21 protein-coding genes are annotated in these 20393 nt (G+C 72.0%); 12 read left to right on the forward strand and 9 right to left on the reverse strand.

The window, feature by feature from the left end:
- Nucleotide 1: 1 nt before the first annotated feature.
- From OG357_RS30545 to OG357_RS30565, 5 genes are all read right to left on the reverse strand, one after another.
- On the reverse strand, nucleotides 2-1792 hold the full coding sequence (locus OG357_RS30545; protein ID WP_329624199.1) for a glycoside hydrolase family 15 protein: 1791 nt from the start codon (nucleotides 1790-1792) through the stop codon (nucleotides 2-4).
- 34 nt (nucleotides 1793-1826) lie between these two features.
- Complete coding sequence (locus tag OG357_RS30550; protein ID WP_329624200.1) at nucleotides 1827-2711, reverse strand: SURF1 family cytochrome oxidase biogenesis protein; 885 nt, start codon at nucleotides 2709-2711, stop codon at nucleotides 1827-1829.
- Between the two features lie 82 nt (nucleotides 2712-2793).
- A complete protein-coding gene (locus OG357_RS30555; RefSeq protein ID WP_189505659.1) occupies nucleotides 2794-3027 on the reverse strand; it encodes a hypothetical protein in 234 nt (77 codons plus the stop codon).
- A 63-nt stretch (nucleotides 3028-3090) separates the two neighbouring features.
- A complete protein-coding gene (locus OG357_RS30560; protein WP_329624201.1) occupies nucleotides 3091-4092 on the reverse strand; it encodes a DEDDh family exonuclease in 1002 nt (333 codons plus the stop codon).
- Nucleotides 4089-4805: a TetR/AcrR family transcriptional regulator gene (locus OG357_RS30565; protein WP_329624202.1), complete on the reverse strand. Its 717-nt coding sequence runs from the start codon at nucleotides 4803-4805 to the stop codon at nucleotides 4089-4091. Before OG357_RS30565 ends, OG357_RS30560 begins: the two co-directional genes overlap by 4 nt.
- A gap of 108 nt (nucleotides 4806-4913) precedes the next feature.
- On the opposite strand from OG357_RS30565, the gene OG357_RS30570 reads away from it, so the two are divergent.
- The 8 genes from OG357_RS30570 (at nucleotide 4914) to OG357_RS30605 (ending at nucleotide 12643) form a co-directional block, all read left to right on the forward strand.
- Nucleotides 4914-5711, forward strand: coding sequence for an acetoacetate decarboxylase family protein (locus OG357_RS30570; RefSeq protein WP_329624203.1), 798 nt, complete (start codon nucleotides 4914-4916; stop codon nucleotides 5709-5711).
- Nucleotides 5711-6607 (forward strand): SDR family NAD(P)-dependent oxidoreductase, encoded by an 897-nt coding sequence (locus OG357_RS30575; protein ID WP_329624204.1) that lies wholly within the window; start codon nucleotides 5711-5713, stop codon nucleotides 6605-6607. Before OG357_RS30570 ends, OG357_RS30575 begins: the two co-directional genes overlap by 1 nt.
- A 13-nt stretch (nucleotides 6608-6620) precedes the next feature.
- Nucleotides 6621-7904, forward strand: a complete 1284-nt coding sequence (locus tag OG357_RS30580; protein WP_329624205.1) for an amidohydrolase family protein — start codon at nucleotides 6621-6623, stop codon at nucleotides 7902-7904.
- Nucleotides 7904-9127, forward strand: a complete 1224-nt coding sequence (locus tag OG357_RS30585; protein WP_329624206.1) for an amidohydrolase family protein — start codon at nucleotides 7904-7906, stop codon at nucleotides 9125-9127. Before OG357_RS30580 ends, OG357_RS30585 begins: the two co-directional genes overlap by 1 nt.
- 24 nt (nucleotides 9128-9151) lie before the next feature.
- Nucleotides 9152-9877 (forward strand): VIT1/CCC1 transporter family protein, encoded by a 726-nt coding sequence (locus OG357_RS30590; RefSeq protein ID WP_329624207.1) that lies wholly within the window; start codon nucleotides 9152-9154, stop codon nucleotides 9875-9877.
- 136 nt (nucleotides 9878-10013) lie between these two features.
- Complete coding sequence (locus tag OG357_RS30595) at nucleotides 10014-10895, forward strand: sterol desaturase family protein (RefSeq protein WP_329624208.1); 882 nt, start codon at nucleotides 10014-10016, stop codon at nucleotides 10893-10895.
- A gap of 74 nt (nucleotides 10896-10969) precedes the next feature.
- On the forward strand, nucleotides 10970-11581 hold the full coding sequence (locus tag OG357_RS30600) for a lysoplasmalogenase (protein WP_329625746.1): 612 nt from the start codon (nucleotides 10970-10972) through the stop codon (nucleotides 11579-11581).
- 18 nt (nucleotides 11582-11599) lie between these two features.
- A complete protein-coding gene (locus OG357_RS30605) occupies nucleotides 11600-12643 on the forward strand; it encodes a zinc-dependent alcohol dehydrogenase family protein (protein WP_329624209.1) in 1044 nt (347 codons plus the stop codon).
- On the opposite strand, the gene OG357_RS30610 is transcribed toward OG357_RS30605, so the two are convergent.
- Entirely contained in the window at nucleotides 12633-13931 is a 1299-nt protein-coding gene (locus OG357_RS30610) for a CoA transferase (RefSeq protein ID WP_329624210.1), read from the reverse strand. The genes OG357_RS30605 and OG357_RS30610 overlap by 11 nt on opposite strands.
- 91 nt (nucleotides 13932-14022) lie before the next feature.
- Nucleotides 14023-15561: a S8 family peptidase gene (locus OG357_RS30615; RefSeq protein ID WP_329624211.1), complete on the reverse strand. Its 1539-nt coding sequence runs from the start codon at nucleotides 15559-15561 to the stop codon at nucleotides 14023-14025.
- A gap of 272 nt (nucleotides 15562-15833) precedes the next feature.
- Between OG357_RS30615 and OG357_RS30620 the strand changes: the two genes are divergently transcribed.
- From OG357_RS30620 to moaA, 3 genes are all read left to right on the forward strand, one after another.
- The gene (locus tag OG357_RS30620) at nucleotides 15834-16208 is read left to right on the forward strand and encodes a DUF485 domain-containing protein (protein ID WP_329624212.1); all 375 of its coding nucleotides are present in this window, start codon (nucleotides 15834-15836) and stop codon (nucleotides 16206-16208) included.
- Entirely contained in the window at nucleotides 16205-17845 is a 1641-nt protein-coding gene (locus tag OG357_RS30625) for a solute symporter family protein (RefSeq protein ID WP_329624213.1), read from the forward strand. Before OG357_RS30620 ends, OG357_RS30625 begins: the two co-directional genes overlap by 4 nt.
- A gap of 180 nt (nucleotides 17846-18025) precedes the next feature.
- Nucleotides 18026-19015 carry a GTP 3',8-cyclase MoaA gene (gene moaA / locus OG357_RS30630; protein WP_329624214.1) on the forward strand — a complete coding sequence of 330 codons (990 nt, stop codon included), beginning with the start codon at nucleotides 18026-18028 and terminating at the stop codon, nucleotides 19013-19015.
- A 97-nt stretch (nucleotides 19016-19112) separates the two neighbouring features.
- On the opposite strand, the gene OG357_RS30635 is transcribed toward moaA, so the two are convergent.
- The gene (locus OG357_RS30635; protein ID WP_329624215.1) at nucleotides 19113-19328 is read right to left on the reverse strand and encodes a hypothetical protein; all 216 of its coding nucleotides are present in this window, start codon (nucleotides 19326-19328) and stop codon (nucleotides 19113-19115) included.
- A gap of 182 nt (nucleotides 19329-19510) precedes the next feature.
- Nucleotides 19511-19855, reverse strand: coding sequence for a DUF3099 domain-containing protein (locus tag OG357_RS30640; RefSeq protein WP_329624216.1), 345 nt, complete (start codon nucleotides 19853-19855; stop codon nucleotides 19511-19513).
- Between the two features lie 169 nt (nucleotides 19856-20024).
- Here OG357_RS30640 and OG357_RS30645 point away from each other — a divergent pair, with 169 nt between their 5' ends.
- A complete protein-coding gene (locus tag OG357_RS30645) occupies nucleotides 20025-20300 on the forward strand; it encodes a GlsB/YeaQ/YmgE family stress response membrane protein (RefSeq protein ID WP_329624217.1) in 276 nt (91 codons plus the stop codon).
- Nucleotides 20301-20393 lie beyond the last annotated feature (93 nt).

Here is a 20393-nt window from a genome sequence, read left to right on the forward strand (position 1 = left end):
CCTATCCTGCCGGGTCCCGATCCTCCCGGGCCAGCGCGAGGGCGGTGCCCACCAGCCCGATGTGGCTGAAGGCCTGCGGGAAGTTCCCCAGCTGGCGCCGGGCCACCGGGTCGTACTCCTCCGCGAGGAGCCCCACGTCGTTGCGGAGGGCGACGAGCCGGTCGAAGAGCCGACGCGCCTCCTCGGTCCGGCCGGTCATCCGCAGCGCGTCCGCGAGCCAGAAGGAACAGACGAGGAACGTCCCCTCCCGCCCCGGCAGCCCGTCCACCGCCCCCGAATCCACGCTGTACCGGCGCAGGAAGCCGCCGTGCAGCAGCTCCGCCCGCACCGCGTCCACCGTCCCGACCACCCGGGGGTCGTCCGGCGGCAGGAAGCCGACCTGCGGGATGAGCAGGGTGGCGGCGTCCAGCTCCGGGGAGCCGTACGACTGCGTGAAGGTGTTCCGGTCGGGGTCGTACGCCTTCGCGCACACCTCGGCGTGGATCTCGTCCCGCATCGCCCGCCACCGTGCCGGGTCCCCCGGCAGCGAGGGGTCCGCCTCCAGGGTGCGCACCGCCCGGTCGGCGGCCACCCAGGCCATCACCTTCGAGTGGGTGAAGTGGCGGCGCGGCCCGCGGACCTCCCACAGGCCCTCGTCCGGGTTCCGCCAGGTCGACTCCAGGAAGCCGAGCAGGCTCAGCTGGAGGTTCCAGGCGTGCCGCTTCGGCGGGATCCCCGCCTCGCGCGCGCGGTAGAGCGAGTCCATGACCTCGCCGTACACGTCGAGCTGGAACTGCTCCACGGCCGCGTTCCCGGTCCGTACCGGCGCCGAGTCGGCGTAGCCGCGCAGCCACGGCAGGGTCGCCTCGGGCAGCCGGCGCTCCCCGCCGGGGCCGTACATGATCTGGAGGTCGGCCGGGTCGCCCGCGACCGAGCGCAGCAGCCAGTCCCGCCAGGCGGCCGCCTCCTCGACGTACCCGGCGGCGAGCAGCGCGCCGAGAGTGAGGGAGGAGTCGCGCAGCCAGCACGCGCGGTAGTCCCAGTTCCGTACGCCGCCGAGCTCCTCCGGCAGCGAGGTGGTGGGCGCGGCGACGATCCCGCCGGTCGGGGCGTAGGTGAGCGCCTTGAGGGTGATCAGGGAGCGCAGCACCGCCTCCCGGTAGGGGCCTTGGTAGGTACAGCGGGCCGACCATTCCCGCCAGTCCTCCAGAGAGTGCTCCAGGGCCTCGAAGGGGTCGACGAGGTCGGGGCGCGGCTCGTGCGAGGGGTGCCAGGTCAGTACGAAGGCGACCTTCTCGCCGGCGGCGACGGTGAAGGAGGAACAGGTGGAGAACTGCTGGCCCCAGGTCTTCACGGGCGGCTCGCTGCGCAGCCAGACGGCGTCGGGACCGGCGACCGCGACCCGGTGGCCGTCGGCGCGGCGCATCCAGGGCACGATCGAGCCGTAGTCGAAGCGCAGCCGCAGGACGGCGCTCATCTCGACGGTGCCGCTGACGCCCTCCACGATCCGCATGACGTCGGGGGCCTTGTCCCGCTGGGGCATGAAGTCGACGACCTTGACGGCGCCCGTGCGGGTCGTCCAGTAGGTCTCCAGGACGAGGGAGTCCTCGGCGTAACGGCGGGTGGTGCAGGTCGTGGCGCCCTTGGGCGCGATCCGCCAGTGGCCGTTGTTCTCGTCGCCGAGCAGTGCGGCGAAACAGGCGGCCGAGTCGAAGCGGGGCAGACACAGCCAGTCGATCGACCCGTCACGGCCGACGAGCGCGGCGGTCTGGAGATCGCCGATGAGGGCGTAGTCGTCGATACGTTGCGTCACGCTTTGGGCTGTTCCCGGAAGCGGCGGCCGTCAATCAGAGGGACGGGGTGGCCTGGATCGCGGTCGTGTCCCCGGCAGGGGCCCCGGAGGCGTCGGAGGGCCCGCCGTCGCCGTCCCCGCTTCCGTCTCCGTCGCCGCTCCCGTCCCCGCTCCCGGAGGTTTCGGCGCGGGCGGCGGCCTCCTGGTCGCGCTTTTCCCGGCGGACGAGGATCACCCAGCCGACGGGCACACCGGCGGTGAAGAGCCACCACTGCACGGCGTACGCCATGTGGGCGCCGATCGAGTCGTGGTCGGGCTCGGGGATCAGTTCGGGGGTGCCGCCGGCCGACTCGGGGGCGATCTGTTCGAGGTAGCCGCCGAGGACCTCACGGCCGATGAGCGCGGCCTGCTGCTCGCTGTTGATCAGCATCACCTGGCGGTCCGGCAGGCCCTTCAGGTCCTTGATGCCGCTGGCGCCGGTCGTCTCGTCCGCCTTGAGGCGGCCGGTGACGGTGATCTCGCCCTTGGGGGCGGGCGGCACCGTCGGATACGCGCGCTGGTCGGCGGCGGCCGGCACCCAGCCGCGGTTGACCAGGACGACACTGCCGTCCCGGAGGACCAGCGGCGTCAGGACGAGCACGCCCTGCTTGTCGTCGGCGTTGGTGCGACGGCGGACGACCACCTCGTGGGTGGTGTCGAAGGTGCCGGTGGCGGTGACCTGCCGCCAGTAGTCGGCGCGCGGGACGGTGTGGCCGGGGGAGGTGAGCTCCTCGACCGGGACCGGCTTCGCCTTGAGGTTGTCCGCGATCAGGGCGTTCTGGGCCACGCGGCGTTCGTGCCGGTGGAACTGCCAGAAGCCCAGCTCGATCATCGTGGGGATGAGGGCGAGGACGATGAGGGTGAGGATCACCCACTGCCGGGACAACAGGAAGCGGTACACCCCATGACGGTACAACCGGGGTCATGGGGTGCACGCGGCGGGGTTCGGCCGACTCGGGGAGGCCGTCCCCAGGATCGTTTCCTCACACTCTGTCGACGATTCCCACCTTTCCCTCCGCGCGGGCGCAGTGGGCGCCGCAGTACCAGCTGCCCTCGCTCTCGACGCCCTGCCCGATGATCTGGACGCGGCAGTGCTCGCAGATGGGCGCCATGCGGTGGATGGCGCACGAGAAGCAGTCGAAGACGTGCACCGCACCCTGGGCATGGACCTCGAAGGACATGCCGTAATCGTTTCCGCAGACCTCACAACGTGCCATGCGCCACAGGGTGGAGCTCCCGGCCGATGGGCGCACCGAGGCACGCCCACCCGGCCCCGCGCGTCACCCGTCTGCCGGGGCCACGTCCCGCAGCAGGTGCGTGTAGGCCGCCTCGTCGACGACCGGCGTGCCGAAGGACTTCGCCTTCAGCGTCTTGGAGGTGTGCGCGTCGGGGTCGTTCGTGACGAGCAGGCTCGTCAGCCGGGAGACGCTGGTGGCGACATGGAGCCCGGCGTCGACCGTGCGGTCCTCCAGGAGCTCGCGGTCGACGGAGGTGTCGCCGGAGAACGCCACCCGCATGCCCTGCTTGAGCGGCCGGTCGGCCTCGTACCGGCCGGGGTTGGGGTACGGGCAGGCGGGGCGCTTCCGGGAGGGGCGCCAGCTGTTCATGCGGTACGCGCCGGAGGACGACGAGGACGGGTACCCGCCCTGGTGCCCGACCCGGGGCTGCGTCGGAGCCCCGGCCCACTCCGTCAGCGGGCGGCACTCCAGGAGCGGCAGCCGGACGTTCCGCTCGGCCGCCGTGTGCAGGCTCGGCCGGAACGCCTCGGCGAGGACCCGCGCGTCGTCCAGCGCGTTGTGCGCGCGCTGCTGGACGACGCCGAAGTGCGCGGCGAGCGACTCCAGCTTGTGGTTGGGCAGCGGCAGCGACAGCTCCTTGGCGAGCGCGATCGTGCACAGCCGCTGGCGCACGGGTGCGGCGGACTCGGCGCGCGCGTACTCCCTGGCGATCATCTGCCAGTCGAACATCGCGTTGTGCGCGACCAGGACCCGGCCGTCGAGCCGGGTCGCGAACTCCGCCGCGATCTCCGGAAAGAGCGGCGCGCCCTCCAGGACGTCGCTGGTCAGCCCGTGGATCCAGACGGGACCGGGGTCGCGCTCGGGGTTGACGAGCGTGTACCAGTGGTCCTCGACGTTCCCCTGGGCGTCCAGCCGGTAGACGGCAGCCGACACTATCCGGTCGTCGCGGGCGAGGCCGGTGGTCTCCACGTCGACGACCGCGTACCCCTGTGGGTAGGCGGCCGGCCACGTCGCTGCTGTCGTACGGTCGTCGAGCATGGTCAATGAGAATACGGCCCGCGACCGACAGTGCCGTCCCCGGTGTCCGCGGTGCCCCCGCCGGCCCCGGTGAGCAGACCCGCCCCGCTCCCGCCGGCCCCGGTGAGCAGACCCTCCACCAGGGCCCGTACGGAGTCGAGGAAGAGGGCCTCGGTGTCGATCGGCGCGGCCAGGGCACGCGTCAGATCGGGGTCGGCCTCGGCCTCGGCGGTCTCCTCGCGCCACAGCTCCTCCTCGGCGGGGGACTGGGTCGGGGACCGCTCGCGGTTGCGTTCCACCAGGACGTAGCCGACGACCTGGAACTGCAGTGCGCGGACGGCCCGCGCCGCGTGCTCGCCGCGCAGCCCCGCCGCGTGGGCCTCGTGGACGAGGGCGCGCTGGGCCGGCAGGAACATCCGCTCCGTCAGGCCCCGTTCGTGGACCATCGCCACCAGGTGCGGGCGCTCGCGCAGGGCACGGCGCAGCGCGCGGGCGACCGAGACGATCCGCTCGGCGGGGGTCGTCCCGCGCGGGCGGATCGTGCCGAGGTCGGTGACCGTGCGGGTGACGAGCGCGTCGAGGAGCGACTCGCGGTTGCCGACGTGCCAGTAGATCGAGGTGACCGCAGTGCCCAGCTCGGCGGCGAGCCTGCGCATGGTCAGGGCGCCCGGGCCGTGCTCCCTCACCAGAGCGGCCGCGGTGTCCAGGACTTCGTCGCGGCTCAGCGCCGAGCGTGCCATCGCTTCCCCCAATTCCTCTGCGTGCACGGGTCTTTACCCTTCATCGGTGACGGTGTAACTGTGTTACAGGCCGACTGTCCAGGGGATGATCCCGAAGGGTGGTACGTCATGGCACGAGTACGGTACGGGGCGCGCAGCGAGGCCGAGGCGGCGGCGGCGCGCGAGCGGAGCTCCAAGCTCCCCGACATCTGGTCCACCGGAGTGGTCGCCGTCTGGGAGACCGACCCCGACGTCGTCGCGGCGATCCTGCCGCCCCCGCTGAAACCCACCGCGCGCCCGCTCGTCCGCGTCAACATCAGCCAGGTCGACCTGTCCGGCTATCCGCTCGGCGCCGGCTCCGTGGCCGTGGCCGCGGCCCACGGCGACCAGGAGGGCTGGTACCCGCTGGTCATGCCGATGACCCACGAGCGCGCCCTGATCGGCGGGCGCGAGGTCTTCGGCGAGCCGAAGAAGCTGGGCGAGGTCACGGTCGACCGCGAAGGGCTCGTCGTCCGCGCCGCCCTCGCCCGGCACGGCATCGCCTTCGTCGAGGTGCGCGGCGCCGTCTCCGGTCCGCTGCCGCTGCCGGAGCCCGTCCGGAAGACCGACTTCTACTTCAAGTTCCTGCCCGCCGTCGACGGCACCGGCTTCGACGGCGACCCCGTCCTCGTCCACTGCGTCCGCAACGAGAAGGTGCGGAAGCTGGAGCGGATCACCGGTGACGTGATCCTGCGCGAGTCCATGTACGACCCGGTGGCCGACCTCCCCGTACGCAGGCTCGTCGAGATCACGATCGGCGAGAAGACCACCGACCAGAAGGGCACGGTCGCCGAGCGCGTCTCCGCGCAGGCGCTGCTGCCCTACATCCACCAGCGGTACGACGACCCGCTCCAGATCCTCGACGGACCCCCGGAAGGAAGTGTCTGATGGAACTGCGCGCGGGACAGGTCGCCGTCGTCACCGGCGCGGCGAGCGGCATCGGGCGTGCCATGGCCCGCCGCTTCGCCGACGAGGGCATGGCCGTCGTCCTCGGGGACGTCGAGCCGGGCGCGCTCGCGGAGGCCGCCGACGAGCTGATGGAGGGCGGGGCGCAGATCCTCGCCCGGACCGTCGACGTCTCCGACCCCGACGAGGTCCGGGCGTTCGCGGACGCGGCGTACGACACCTTCGGCGCCGTCCACGTCCTCTGCAACAACGCGGGCGTGGGGTCCGGCGCCGAGGGCCGGATGTGGGAGCACGAGCCGAACGACTGGAAGTGGGCCTTCTCCGTCAACGTCTGGGGCGTCTTCCACGGCATCCAGGCCTTCGTCCCGCGCATGATCGCGAGCGGCGAGCCCGGCCACGTCGTCAACACCTCCTCCGCCGACGGCGGCATCGCCCCGCTGCCCACCGCCTCCGTGTACGCGGTCACCAAGGCGGCCGTCGTCACCATGACCGAGTCGCTCTACGCCCATCTCCGGGCCGAGCAGGCGTCCGTGGGCGCCTCCGTGCTGTTCCCCGGCCCGCACATGCTCCGCACCGGCCTGTGGGAGTCGCACCGCAACCGGCCCGAGCGGTTCGCGAAGGAGCGCCCGCGCAGGACCCCGTACCGCAGCCTCGACCAGTGGGAGGCCGCGATGAAGGAGGCCGGGCAGGAGATCGCCTTCACGCCGGTGGAGGAGGTCGCCGAGCTGGTCGTCGAGGGCATCCGCGCCGACCGGTTCTGGATGCTGCCGGAGAGCGAGCACAGCGACGGCCAGATCCGGGCGCGGTCGCGGTCGATGCTGGACCGCGCCAACCCGTCGTACCTGGAGAGCTTCATCCTCGACCGAGACCGAGACTGAGGGACGTACTGCCATGACGACGTACGAGGATCCCTATCTGATCATCTCCTCCGACTGTCACGCCGGACTGCCCACCGAGCAGTACCGGCCGTATCTGGAGTCCCGTTTCCACCGCGCCTTCGACGAGTTCCTCGCCGGGCGCGACGCGCGCCGCGAGGCCATGACCCGCCTCGGGGTGCGCAACGAGGCCTTCGCCGACAAGTGGTTCCACGACAACGAGGAGGGCCTGCGCGGCGGCTGGGACGCCGCCCAGCGGCTCAAGGAGCTCGACGGCGACGGGGTCGCCGCCGAGGTCGTCTTCCCCGACGCGGACGCCGTCGACAGCCAGACCGCCGCCCCCTTCGGCGTCGGCCTCGGCCTCTCCGGCGACCAGGACCCGGAGCTCGGCATGGCGGGCGCGAAGGCGCACAACCGCTGGCTCGCCGAGTTCGTCGGGCAGAATCCCGAGCGGCACTGCGGGGTCGCGCTGCTCCCCGTCACCGCCGACCCCGTCGAGGTCGTCGCCGAGATCCACCGGGCCAAGGAGTCCGGGCTCGGCGCCCTCATGATCCCCTCGATGTGGGTGGACAAGGCCCCGTACCACGACCGGCGTTACGACCCGGTGTGGGCGGCCGCCGCCGAGACCGGCATGCCGGTCGTCACCCACTCCGGCGCCGCGCCGCGCGAGGAGTACGGCGACCACCTCGGGATCTACGTCTCCGAGGTCACCTTCTGGCCGGCCAGGCCGCTCTGGTTCCTGCTCTGGTCCGGGGTCTTCGAGCGCCACCCGGGTCTGAGGTTCGGCGTCGCCGAGTCCGGCTGCTGGTGGCTGCCCAACCTGCTCTGGTTCATGGACCGGCTCTACCTCGGCGCGCACGGCGGCAAGAAGCTGTCCCCGTTCGCGGAGCTGAAGCGGCCGCCGAGCGAGTACCTGGACCGGCAGGTCTTCGTCTGCGCGACCAACACCAAGCGGCGCGAGCTCGCCCAGCGGTACGAGATCGGCGTCGACAACATCCTGTGGGGCTCGGACTTCCCGCACCCGGAGGGGACCTGGCCCGCCACGCGCGCGTGGCTGCGGAACACCTTCCACGACATCCCGGTGGAGGAGACCCGGCGGATGCTCGGTCTGGCGGCGGCCGAGGTCTTCGGCTTCGACCTCCCCGCCCTCGAACCGATCGCCCGCCGGATCGGCCCCACCCCCGCCGACCTCGGGCAGCCGTCCGACCAGGCGGCGGTGGAGGCGTCCTGGGCCCGGTCCCGCGAGGTCGGCCGCCACTGGCTGACGGAGCACGACTTCCCGGTCCTGGGGGTGAACTGATGGACAGGTACACCGTCATCTCCGCCGACTGCCATGCCGGCGCCGACCTCCTCGACTACCGGCCGTACCTGGAGAAGAAGCACCACGAGGCCTTCGACGCCTGGGCGGCCGGCTACGTCAACCCGTACGAGGACCTGCTCGCCGACACCGCCGACCGCAACTGGAACTCGCAGCGCCGGCTGCGGGAGCTGGAGGCGGACGGGATCGTCGCCGAGGTCGTCTTCCCGAACACCATCCCGCCGTTCTTCCCGTCCGCCTCGCTGATGGCCCCGCCGCCGACCCGCGAGGAGTACGAGCTCCGCTGGGCGGGCCTGCGCGCGCACAACCGCTGGCTCGCCGACTTCTGCGCCGACGCGCCGGGGCGCAGGGCGGGCGTGGCGCAGATCCTCCTCAACGACGTCGACGAGGCCGTACGCGAGATCCGCCGCTCCAAGGACGCCGGTCTGACCGGCGGGATCCTGCTGCCGGGCGCCCCGCCCGGCTCGGGCGTGCCCGAGCTGTACTCGGAGGCGTACGACCCGATCTGGGCCGTCTGCGCGGAGCTGGGCGTGCCGGTCAACCACCACGGCGGCTCGGCCTCGCCACCGCTCGGCGACGAACCGGCGGCCCGGGCCGTCTTCATGGTGGAGACGACCTGGTTCTCCCACCGAGCCCTGTGGCACCTCGTCTTCGGCGGCGCCTTCCGCCGTCATCCCGACCTCAGGCTCGTCCTGACGGAACAGGGCTCCGGCTGGATCCCCGGGGTCATGGAGATGCTGGACTACTACCACGGACGCCTGGTCGCGGCGGCCACGAAGGCCTCCACCGCCGAGTCCAAGTTCGGCGCCGGGCTCGCGGAGTCCATGGGCAAGGGCCCCAGCGAGGTCTGGCGCGACAACTGCTTCGTGGGCGCGAGCTTCATGCGCCCGCACGAGGTGCCGCTGCGCGAGCGGATCGGCCTCGACAAGATCATGTGGGGCAGCGACTACCCGCACGACGAGGGCACCACCCCGTACTCCCGCGAAGGCCTCCGCATCGCCTACGCGGGCGTGCCGAAGGAGGAGGTCGCCGCCATGGTCGGGGGCAACGCCGCCCGCGTCTACGGCTTCGACCTCGCCCTCCTCGACCCCCTCGCCGCCGTCCACGGACCGGAGGTCACGGAGATCGCCACACCCCTGGAGAAGATCCCCGAGGGCGCCACCAGCCCCGCCTTCGCCACGGGCGGGTCGGTCCGCGTCTGGTGACCGGACGGGTGCGAACCTCCTGACGTGACCGCACCCGCGCCCGAACCTCCCGCCCACGACGAGGCCCACGGCGGTGGCCTCGGCTCCCGTCTCAACTGGCTCCGGGCCGCCGTGCTCGGAGCCAATGACGGAGTCGTCTCCACCGCGGGCCTCGTCGTGGGCGTCGCGGGCGCCACGGAGTCCCACGCGGCCCTGCTCACCGCGGGCCTCTCGGGGCTGCTCGCCGGGTCGATGTCGATGGCGGCGGGGGAGTACGTCTCCGTCTCCAGCCAGCGCGACTCGGAGAAGGCGGCGCTCGCCCAGGAGAGACGCGAACTGCAGGAGGAGCCCGAGGCGGAACTCGCCGAGCTGACCGGCCTCCTCGCCGCCCGAGGGCTCTCCGCGGAGGTGGCCCGCGAGGCCGCCGAACAGCTCACCGAGCGCGACGCCCTGCGCGCCCACGCGCGCGTGGAGCTGGGCATCGATCCCGACGACCTCACCAACCCCTGGCACGCGGCGGGCGCCAGCTTCCTCGCCTTCACCGTCGGCGCCCTGCTCCCGCTCCTCGCGATCGTCCTGCCGCCGGCCTCGGCCCGCCTCTGGGTCACGGTCGCCTCCGTCCTCGCGGCGCTCGCCTTCACGGGCTGGTGGAGCGCCCGCCTCGGCAACGCGCCCGCGGGCCGCGCGATCCTCCGCAACGTGGGCGGCGGCGCGCTCGCGATGGCGATCACCTACGGCGCGGGCTCCCTCCTCGGCGCGGCGGGGATCTAGGGCCTGTCCGGCGGATCATGGCCGGGGACGAGGCGCGCTTGTCAGAAGGTGCCAAAGCTTGCTGACACGTCGTCTCGCATACTTGTTGGTAACCACGTCTAGCGGGCCCCCGCCCACCCCGCCTACCGTCGACGGCATGCCGAACCTGCCCGATGTCGTGCTCTGGTCCATACCGGCGTTCGTCCTGCTCACCGTCCTGGAGATGGTCAGCCACCGGATCCACCCCGACGAGGACGCCGCCGGGTACGAGACCAAGGACGCCGCCACCAGCCTCGGCATGGGGATCGGGAGCCTCGCCTTCGACGCGCTGTGGAAGATCCCCGTGGTCGCGATCTACACCGCCGTCTACGAGCTGACCCCGCTCCGCGTCCCCGTCCTGTGGTGGACGATCCCGCTGATGCTGCTCGCACAGGACTTCTTCTACTACTGGCAGCACCGCGGACACCACGTCATCCGCATCCTCTGGGCCTGCCACGTCGTCCACCACAGCAGCCGCAAGTTCAACCTCACCACCGCCCTGCGCCAGCCGTGGACCAGCGTGACCTCCTGGCCGTTCTACCTGCCGATGATCGCCCTCGGCGTGCACCCGGCCGCCGTCGCCTTCTGCTACTCGGTCAACCTCGTCTACCAGTTCTGGATCCACACCGAGCGCGTCGGGAAGCTGCCCCGGCCCTTCGAGTACGTCCTCAACACGCCCTCGCACCACCGCGTCCACCACGCCTCCCAGGGCGGCTACCTGGACCGGAACTTCGGCGGCATCCTCATCGTCTGGGACCGGATGTTCGGCTCCTGGGTCGGCGAGACCGACCGGCCCGTCTACGGGCTCACCAAGAACATCGAGACGTACAACCCCCTGCGCGTCGCCACCCACGAGTACGCCGCCATCGCCCGCGACGTCCGGTCCGCCGGCGACTGGCGCGAGCGGGCCGGCCGGGTCTTCCGCGGCCCGGGCTGGCAGCCGGGACCCCCGCCGGAGCGGTCCCCGCAGACCGGTGCAGCGCCGGAGGCCGCCGCGTGAGCACCGACCCGACGGCCGTCCGCGCCGCCTCGCCCGCCTCGCCCGCCTCGGCGTCCTCGACCGTCTCCCGCGTCCTGCTCGCCGCCTTCGGCCTCGCCGCCGTCGTCGACCTGGGCTCGCTCCTCGCCGGAGCCGAGCTAGGCCACCAGCTCGCCAAGCCGCTCCTGATGCCCCTGCTCGCCGCGTACGCCGTCACCAGAGGTGCCCCCAGGCTCCTGGTCGCCGCGCTCCTCTTCGGCTGGGGCGGCGACGTCTTCCTGCTCTCCGACGCCGACTGGGCCTTCCTCGTCGGCATGGGCTCCTTCGCCGGCGGACACGTCTGCTACCTGGTCCTGTTCGGCCGACGGCGTACGTCGACGCTCCTCGGCGCCGGATACGCGGCCGCCCTCGTCGGCACCGTCGCGCTCCTCTGGCCCGACCTCCCCGCCGACCTGCGGATCCCCGTCGCCGGGTACTCGCTGCTCCTCACCGCGATGGCCTACCGCGCGAGCGCCCTCGGCCGCGCGGCCGGCCTGGGCGGCGCCCTGTTCCTGCTGTCCGACACCCTCATCGCCACCGGCGTCGCCGAGTGGCCCCAGCTGCCCGCGCCCGACTTCTGGGTCATGCTGACCTACATCGCGGCGCAGTACCTGCTGACCGTGGGAGTGCTCTCCGCGATGTACGGTGAACGTCGTACAACCGTCTGACAGCAAGGACCGCCCCCCATGCGCGCCACCACCATCCACGCCCCGTTCGACATGCGCGTGGAGGACGTGCCCGACCCGGTGATCCAGGACTCCACCGACGTCGTCCTCCGCGTCCTGCGCGCCTGCATCTGCGGCAGCGACCTGTGGGCCTACCGCGGCGAGTCCGCCCGGCAGCCCGGCCAGCGCATCGGCCACGAGTTCCTCGGCATCGTCGAGGCGGCCGGCTCCGACGTCACCGGCTTCGCCGCCGGCGACCTCGTCGTCGCCCCCTTCGTCTGGTCCGACGGCACCTGCGAGTACTGCGCCGAGGGGCTCCAGACCTCCTGCCCGCGCGGCGGCTTCTGGGGCTCGGTCGGCTCCGACGGCGGCCAGGGCGAGGCCGTCCGCGTCCCCTTCGCCGACGGCACCCTCGTCAAGCTCCCCGCCGACGCCGCCTCCGACGACCACCTGCTGACCGCGCTGCTCGCCCTCTCCGACGTCATGGGCACCGGCCACCACGCCGCCCTCGGCGCGGGCGTGACGCGGGGCTCCACCGTCGCGGTCGTCGGCGACGGCGCCGTCGGCCTCTGCGGGGTCCTCGCCGCCAAGCGCCTCGGCGCCGAGCGGATCATCGCCCTCGGCCGCCACACCGCCCGCACCGACATCGCCCGTGCCTTCGGCGCCACCGACGTCGTCGCCGAGCGCGGCGAGGCCGCCGAGGCCGCCGTCCGCGAACTCACCGGCGGCCAGGGCGCCCACGCCGTCATCGAGGCCGTCGGCACCGAGCAGTCCATGCGCACGGCCGTCGCCATCGCCCGCGACGGCGGCTCCATCGGCTACGTCGGCGTCCCGCACGGCAGCGGCACCGGCCTCGACCTCTCCGTCATGTTCGACCGGAACATCGCGCTGCGCGGCGGCGTCGCGCCGGTCCGCGCGTACATCCCGGAACTGCTCCCGGACGTCCTCGACGGCACCATCGACCCGTCCCCGGTCTTCGACCTGACCGTCGGCCTCGACGGCGTCCCCGGCGGCTACAAGGCGATGGACGAGCGCACCGCGCTCAAGGTCCTCGTCAAGCCGTAGTCCAGACAGGGGCATCGGCCCCCGCGACGCCCGGCGGGCGCGACCAGCCCGCCGGGCCGCCCTCGTACGACACCGGCGACAGCGCGTGCCGGAGCCGCCCCAGCGGGCCGTCCGTCTCGGTGACGTACCGCCCGGGCTCGTACCGCGGCAGCCCGTGCGTCAGCCAGTGCCCCGTCTGCGCGAGCGCCAGGCGTACGAGCCGGGTGCCGCCGTCCCGGTCCTGCTCGGTCAGCGAGCGCAGCACGGCCGCCGCGAGCAGATAGCCCGTGCCGTGGTCCAGGGCCTGCGCCGGGAGCGCCCCCGGCTCCTCCGCCGAGCCCTCGGTCACGGCGATCCCGGTCGCCACCTGCACCAGACTGTCGAAGCCGCGCCGCCCGCCCCAGGGGCCGTAGTCGCCCCAGGCCGACAGTCGCGCGGTCACGAGGCCGGGCCGGTCGAGGCCGAAGCGGTCGAGCGCGCCCGGCCGGTAGCCCGTGACCAGGACATCGGCCGCTTCCAGCAGCTCGTCGAAGGTACGGCGGTCCGACGGGCGGTCCAGGTCGAGGGCGGCGGTCCGCTTCCCGACGTCCGTGTCCGCGTGCTGGTCCGGCAGTTCGGGGTTGGCCGGCGGATCGATCCGCAGCACGTCCGCGCCGAGCAGCGCCAGCGTCCGGGTCGCGACGGGCCCGGCGATCACCCGGGTCAGATCGAGCACCCGCAGGGGACCCGAGCGGCGCCGCGGCGGGGCGTCGTCGAGCCGCTCCCGGGTCAGCAGCGGCCGCGCGGCCACCTCCCGGCCCTGCGCGTGCTCCGCCCACTCCCCGGGCGTGCGCAGGGCGACGGCCAGGCCCCCGGCCGCGTACACGGCGCTCTCCACCTCGGCGGACGTCCGCTCGCCGATCGCCGCCGCGACCGCCTCGACGGAGTCGGGGGTGCCGAGGGCGGCGAGCAACGCCGCCCGGTGGTGGGGGTAGTTGGCGTGCGTACGGACCCAGCCGTCCTTCGTCCGCCAGAACCGCGACAGCGGCGCGAAGCTCACCGGCGCCCGCCCGTCGACCCGCAGATGGCGCTCGCTCACGAAGGCGGTGGCGACGGCCCCGTCGTCCACCCGCACGGGCCCGGGCAGCCCGGCCCGCTCGACGGCCGCGAGCCCGGCGACCGCGACCGCGGCCCGGGCCAGATCCATCACGGGCAGCCGCGCGGGCAGCAGCCCGGACGTCCCGCCGTACTCCACGCGGTCCACCAGGGCGGGATCGCCGCCGAGGGCCGACCAGAGCAACTCCGTACCGGAACGCACTGTGTTGTCCATGACGACACTATGGCACTCAGTGCCACGCGAATCGCGAAGGGCCCTGGTGTGGCACACCCCACCAGGGCCCTCCGTCAAGCACACGCGGTGACTACCGGCGGACGGCGTCCAGCGCGTCGATCAGACCGGCCCCGTAGAAGCCGTTCTTGTTCTTGCCACCCTCGCAGACGGCGTCGATCTTGCCGTCGCCCTCGATGTCGTACGGGTTGGTGCAGGCGCGGTCGTCGGCCTGCGCGTACAGCAGCGCCTTGAGGGCCGCCGGGGACGCGTAGGGGTGCGTCGACTTGATCAGCGCGAGGACGCCCGCCGCGTGCGGCGAGGCCATCGACGTGCCGGCCTTGTAGTTGTAGCCGCCGTTGACCGTGGTCGACAGGATGCGGCCGTTGACCGCCGGGGCGTCCGGCGTCTGGTACTCGGTGCGGTCACCGCCGGGGGCGGCGATGTCGATCACGCCGAGACCGTAGTTGGAGTAGGACGCCTTGAGGTCCTTGGCTCCGGTCGCGGAGACCGTGACGACGCCCGGCAGCATGGCCGGGTAGTCCAGGCACTCCTTCGGGTCGATGACCCGGTCGCCCGGCGTGGTGTCGTTCGGGCTGCTGTTGTCGACGATCGAGTCGGCCGCGAGGTCGAACTTCGAGTTGCCGGCCGCCGCCACGTTGACCGTGCCCTTGCGCTCCGCGTAGCGGGTCGCACGGGTGACCGCCTCGATGAGGGCCTTCTGGTCCTCGTCGTTCTTGCAGGCGAACATCCACGGGTCGGTGTAGTAGCTGTTGTTCGTGATCTCGACGCCCTGCTCGGCCGCCCACATGAAGCCGCAGACCACGGCCTCGGTGTAGAAGAAGCCGTCCGGGGTGGACACCTTGATGCCGGAGACCTTGACGCCCGGGGCGACACCGGTGATGCCGACGCCGTTCTTGGCGGCGGCGATCGTGCCGGCGACGTGCGTGCCGTGGTCGCTCTCGCCCGGGTTCGGGCGCCACGAGCCGGCGGTGGTGTCCGGCTTGCCGGTCACACAGTTGGCGGAGGCCTTGACGTCGAAGTTCGGCGCCAGGTCCGGGTGCGTGTCGTCGACGCCCGTGTCGATGACGGCGACGGTCACGCGCTTGCTGCCCAGCGTCTTCTGGTGGGCCTTGTCCGCCTTGATGGCGGGCAGGTCCCACTGCAGGGGCTCCAGCGGGTCCTGCGCGTCCGTGGCGTTGGCCGCGGCGGCCTTGGCCTCGGCCGCGGACAGCGTCTGCGCGCCCTCGTCGACGGAAGTGTCGGTCTGGACGGACAGGGGGGCGGTACGGGTCGAACCGGCCGACACCACGCCACGCGCCTGACGGATCGTCTTCGCGAACTCGGGGTTCTGCGAGTGGACGACTATCACGCCTATCTGGTCGTACGAGATGACCACCTCGCCGCCCGCGGCGGCGATCGCCTTCTTCACCGAGGCCGCGGTCCAGCGGCCCCCCGCGACGTTGACGACGTACGAGAGCTTCGGCCCGTTCGTCGCTACGGCTGCGGCCGGGGCATCACTCAGATCCGCGGCGGAGGCGGCGCCGGAGGGAAGGAAGCCGAGCGAGGCCGTGAGCGCGAGACCAACCGGCAGAGCAAGAGCTCGGCCGCGCCTCGATCCCAGATGAGCCATGGGTTCTCCACATCATCCGTATGTACTGCCCTCGCGCGGGTTTGCGCGCGGACAGGTGCATGACGAGTGAAGCTATCGCTGATCTTCCCGGTCCTTCAATGAGTTGAGAAGACTTCATGAAGATCTGTGCGAATAAATCCCCCGCATGAACCACTTCGCTTCCGGCTCCGTGCCGTTGGACAGGGGAGGGGCTCCGCCCGGAGCCCCCGTTCCCGCCCCCTGGTGAGGCCCCCTTGACCATGCCGTCCGTCCCCGCGTCACGAGGAGATTCCGTGGCTACCGAAGCACCGCCGCCGCCCAGAAACGGAACGGCGACCGACCGCGGTCCCGTGCCGCCCACGACGGAGCAGTTCGTCGAGGTGCAGGAAGGTGCGGAGTTCGGCGAACTGCGCCGTACGTACCGCTCCTTCGCCTTCCCCCTCACCCTCGCCTTCATCGCCTGGTACCTGCTCTACGTGCTGCTCTCCAACTACGCGGGCGACTTCATGGGCACCAAGCTCTTCGGCAACATCAACGTGGCGCTGGTCCTGGGCCTCGGTCAGTTCCTGACCACCTTCCTCATCGCCTGGCTCTACTCGCGGCACGCCGCGAACCGTCTCGACCCCCGGGCCGAGGCCATCCGGAACCGTTTGGAGGGCGACGCATGAGAACCACCGTCCTGCTCGCGGCGGGCAACGCCACCAGCGAGCACCGGCCGCTGATCATCGCCCTCTTCGGGGCCTTCGTCATCGCCACCCTGGTCATCACCGTCTGGGCCGGCCGCCAGACCCGCAGCGCCGCCGACTTCTACGCCGGCGGCGGCCAGTTCACCGGCTTCCAGAACGGCCTCGCGATCTCCGGCGACTACATGTCCGCCGCGTCCTTCCTCGGCATCAGCGGCGCCATCGCCCTCTACGGCTACGACGGCTTCCTCTACTCGATCGGCTTCCTGGTCGCCTGGCTCGTCGCCCTGCTCCTGGTCGCCGAACCGCTGCGCAACTCCGGCCGCTTCACCATGGGCGACGTCCTCGCCTACCGGATGCGCCAGCGGCCCGTCAGGACCGCCGCCGGCACCTCGACCATCGTCGTCTCGATCTTCTACCTGCTCGCCCAGATGGCGGGCGCCGGCGTCCTCGTCTCGCTGCTGCTCGGCATCACCAGCGACGGCGGCAAGATCGCGATCGTCGCCCTCGTCGGCCTCCTGATGATCGTGTACGTGACGATCGGCGGCATGAAGGGCACCACCTGGGTGCAGATGGTGAAGGCCGTCCTGCTCATCGCGGGCACGCTCCTCATCACCTTCCTCATCCTGCTGAAGTTCGACTTCAACCTCTCGCAGCTGCTCGGCGCCGCCGCCACCAACAGCGGCAAGGGCGACGCGTTCCTGGAGCCCGGCCTCAAGTACGGCGCATCCAGCCTCTCGAAGCTGGACTTCCTCTCGCTCGGCATCGCGCTGGTCCTCGGCACCGCCGGCCTGCCGCACATCCTGATCCGCTTCTACACGGTGCCGACCGCCCAGGCGGCCCGTAAGTCGGTGAACTGGGCCATCGGCATCATCGGCGCCTTCTACCTGATGACGATCGTCCTCGGCTTCGGCGCCGCCGCCCTGCTCAGCGGCGACACGATCAAGGCGTCCAACAAGGCGGGCAACACGGCGGCCCCGCTCACCGCCCTGGAGGTCGGCGGCGGTGCCGGCTCCACCGGCGGCGCGATCCTCCTCGCCGTCATCTCCGCCGTCGCGTTCGCCACCATCCTCGCCGTGGTCGCCGGTCTGACCCTCGCCTCGTCCTCGTCGTTCGCGCACGACATCTACGCGAACGTGATCAAGCGCGGGAAGGCCACCGAGAAGGAGGAGATGCGGGCCGCCCGCTGGTCGACCGTCCTCATCGGCATCGTGTCGATCGCGCTCGGCGCCCTCGCCCGCGACCTCAACGTCGCCGGCCTCGTCGCCCTCGCCTTCGCGGTCGCCGCCTCGGCCAACCTGCCGACGATCCTCTACTCGCTCTTCTGGAAGCGCTTCACCACCCAGGGCGCGCTCTGGTCGATCTACGGCGGACTGATCTCCTCCGTGGTCCTCGTCCTCTTCTCGCCGGTCGTCTCCGGCGGACCGGCCTCGATGTTCAAGGGCGTGGACTTCCACTGGTTCCCGCTGGAGAACCCCGGCCTCGTCTCGATCCCCCTCGGCTTCCTCCTCGGCTGGCTCGGCTCGCTCCTCTCCAAGGAGGAGCCGGACGCCGGCAAGTACGCGGAGCTGGAGGTCAAGTCGCTCACCGGCGTCGGGGTGGCCGCCGCGGTCAAGCACTGAAGCACTGAAGCACTGACCGGAGCGCAGCGGACCGTATACGTTCCGCAGCGATCCGCCGGCCGCGTCGTAGGGTTCTACGACGCGGCCGCGCCGGTCCCGTGACAATCTGCCCTGCTCGTTGTCCGTGGGCTCACGTAGTCTCGAACCACACGTATCCGCAAGACGGGGAGGGGGCCCACAGTGCTCATCGACACCTACGGCAGGGTCGCCACCGACCTGCGCGTCTCGCTCACCGACCGGTGCAACCTGCGCTGCACGTACTGCATGCCGGAAGAGGGCCTCCAGTGGCTCGCGAAGCCGGATCTCCTCACCGACGACGAGATCGTCCGGCTGATCCGCATCGCCGTCACCGACCTCGGCGTCACCGAGGTCCGCTTCACCGGCGGCGAGCCGCTGCTCCGACCCGGCCTCGTCGGGATCGTCGAGCGCGTCGCCGCCCTGGAGCCCCGCCCCCGCATGTCCCTCACCACCAACGGCATCGGGCTCAAGCGCACCGCGACCGCCCTCAAGGCCGCCGGCCTGGACCGGGTCAACGTCTCCCTGGACACCCTGCGCCCCGACGTCTTCAAGACCCTCACCCGGCGCGACCGCCACCACGACGTCCTCGACGGCATGGCCGCCGCGCGGGACGCCGGCCTCACCCCGGTGAAGGTCAACGCGGTCCTGATGCCCGGGCTCAACGACGACGAGGCACCCGACCTGCTCGCCTGGGCGGTGGAGGAGGGGTACGAGCTCCGCTTCATCGAGCAGATGCCGCTCGACGCCCAGCACGGCTGGAAGCGCGACGGCATGATCACCGCGGGCGACATCCTGGAGTCCCTGCGCACCCGCTTCACCCTGACCGCCGAGGGCGCCGACGAGCGCGGCTCCGCCCCCGCCGAGCGCTGGGTCGTCGACGGCGGACCGCACACGGTCGGCGTCATCGCCTCCGTCACGCGCCCGTTCTGCCGGGCCTGCGACCGCACCCGGCTCACCGCCGACGGACAGGTCCGCACCTGCCTCTTCGCGACCGAGGAGACCGACCTGCGGGCCACGCTCCGCTCGGACGCCCCGGACGACGAGGTCGCGCGGATCTGGAAGCAGGCCATGTGGGGCAAGAAGGCCGGCTCGGGCCTCGACGACCCGAGCTTCCTCCAGCCCGAGCGCCCGATGTCGGCGATCGGCGGCTGAGCCCGCGAGGTGCCGGCCGTCGTCGGGCGTCAGCTCCCGCCGGGCGTCAGCTCCCGCCGGGCGTCAGCTCCCGCCGGGCATCAGCTCCCGTCGGGCGTCAGCTCTCGGTGGGCTCCCACTCGCTCAGCGGGACGACGTCCTTGAGGAAGCCCCGTACGCCCAGGAACTGGGAGAGGTGCTCGCGATGCTCGTCGCACGCGAGCCAGGTCTTCCGCCGCTCGGGCGTGTGCAGCTTGGGGTTGTTCCACGCGAGGACCCAGACGGCGTCGGCGCGGCAGCCCTTGGCGGAACAGATCGGCTTCTCTTCGCTCACCTGATCATTGTCCAGCAAGGGCGATGCCGGGCAGCCACGGGGGGAGCTGCCCGGCATCGGTCCGTCGCTCCGACGGGGGATGCGGAGCGCGTAGGCAGTATGTCACGGCACATGGGGTGCGGTGCACTGGAACTTCATGATTGATCTGAGCTTTTCCTGAGGTTTCCGGCCACTGTCCGTGATCAGTTCCGGCCGTACGGAGCCTCCGCTCCGGTGCCCTCCGTGGCCTCCGCCACGTCGAGCGCGGGGCGCGCCGGAGCCGGTACGAAGGTGGAGGGAAGGGACGGAGCCGACTCCCTGCCCGCGTTGGCGATGACCACGGCGATATAGGGGAGGAGGATCCCCAGGGCGAGCCCCACGATCGCCACGTGCCGTTCGATGTTCCACAGCACCGCCGCGGCGATCACGGAGAGCGTTCGGACGGTCATCGAGATGATGTACCTCCGCTGTCGCCCCCGGACGTCGTCGGCGAGCCCTTGCCGGGCCCCCGTGATCCGGAAGACCTCGCTTTCGCCACGCTTCGGCATCGCCGTCCACCACCCACCGGTCGTGCCGGACTCTCCCCGGTCCGGACCTCGCTCCACCGTACGCCCGGCCGTTCGCGCCGACGAGACCGGGGCACGGATGGCGCTGTCCGACATGCGCCGTTTGGCGGACGGACCGAGACTGGGCCCACGTGCGCAAAAGGAGGCGACGATGAGTTGGTTGTGGGCGATCATCGTGGGATTCGTCCTCGGTCTGATCGCGAAGGCGATCCTGCCGGGGAAGCAGCCGATCCCGCTCTGGCTGACGACCGTGTTCGGCATTCTCGGCAGTGTGCTCGGCAACGCGGTCGCGACCTGGATCGGTGTCGAGGACACCAAGGGCATCGACTGGACCCGCCACCTGCTCCAGCTGATCGGCGCCGTCGCCGTGGTCGGCGTGGGCGACATGGTCTGGGCCTCGATCAAGGGCAACAAACAACGGGCGTGACACACCCGTGAAACCGGGAGGCCCCGGTACGGCACACGACGTGCCGTACCGGGGCCTCCCGGCGTGCGGGGCGGGCGCCTTCAGGGCCTGTCC

The sequence above is a fragment of the Streptomyces sp. NBC_01255 genome (assembly GCF_036226445.1).
Taxonomy (GTDB): domain Bacteria; phylum Actinomycetota; class Actinomycetes; order Streptomycetales; family Streptomycetaceae; genus Streptomyces.

Coding starts and splice junctions, on each gene's coding strand:
- OG357_RS30625 (WP_329624213.1), top strand. CDS start 16,205: ATGAGAACCACCGTCCTGCTCGCGGCGGGCAACGCCACCAGCGAGCAC.
- OG357_RS30580 (WP_329624205.1), top strand. CDS start 6,621: ATGACGACGTACGAGGATCCCTATCTGATCATCTCCTCCGACTGTCAC.
- OG357_RS30585 (WP_329624206.1), top strand. CDS start 7,904: ATGGACAGGTACACCGTCATCTCCGCCGACTGCCATGCCGGCGCCGAC.
- OG357_RS30565 (WP_329624202.1), bottom strand. CDS start 4,805: ATGGCACGCTCGGCGCTGAGCCGCGACGAAGTCCTGGACACCGCGGCC.
- OG357_RS30615 (WP_329624211.1), bottom strand. CDS start 15,561: ATGGCTCATCTGGGATCGAGGCGCGGCCGAGCTCTTGCTCTGCCGGTT.
- OG357_RS30570 (WP_329624203.1), top strand. CDS start 4,914: ATGGCACGAGTACGGTACGGGGCGCGCAGCGAGGCCGAGGCGGCGGCG.
- OG357_RS30595 (WP_329624208.1), top strand. CDS start 10,014: ATGCCGAACCTGCCCGATGTCGTGCTCTGGTCCATACCGGCGTTCGTC.
- OG357_RS30555 (WP_189505659.1), bottom strand. CDS start 3,027: ATGGCACGTTGTGAGGTCTGCGGAAACGATTACGGCATGTCCTTCGAG.
- OG357_RS30605 (WP_329624209.1), top strand. CDS start 11,600: ATGCGCGCCACCACCATCCACGCCCCGTTCGACATGCGCGTGGAGGAC.
- OG357_RS30645 (WP_329624217.1), top strand. CDS start 20,025: ATGAGTTGGTTGTGGGCGATCATCGTGGGATTCGTCCTCGGTCTGATC.
- OG357_RS30640 (WP_329624216.1), bottom strand. CDS start 19,855: ATGCCGAAGCGTGGCGAAAGCGAGGTCTTCCGGATCACGGGGGCCCGG.
- OG357_RS30610 (WP_329624210.1), bottom strand. CDS start 13,931: ATGGACAACACAGTGCGTTCCGGTACGGAGTTGCTCTGGTCGGCCCTC.
- OG357_RS30575 (WP_329624204.1), top strand. CDS start 5,711: ATGGAACTGCGCGCGGGACAGGTCGCCGTCGTCACCGGCGCGGCGAGC.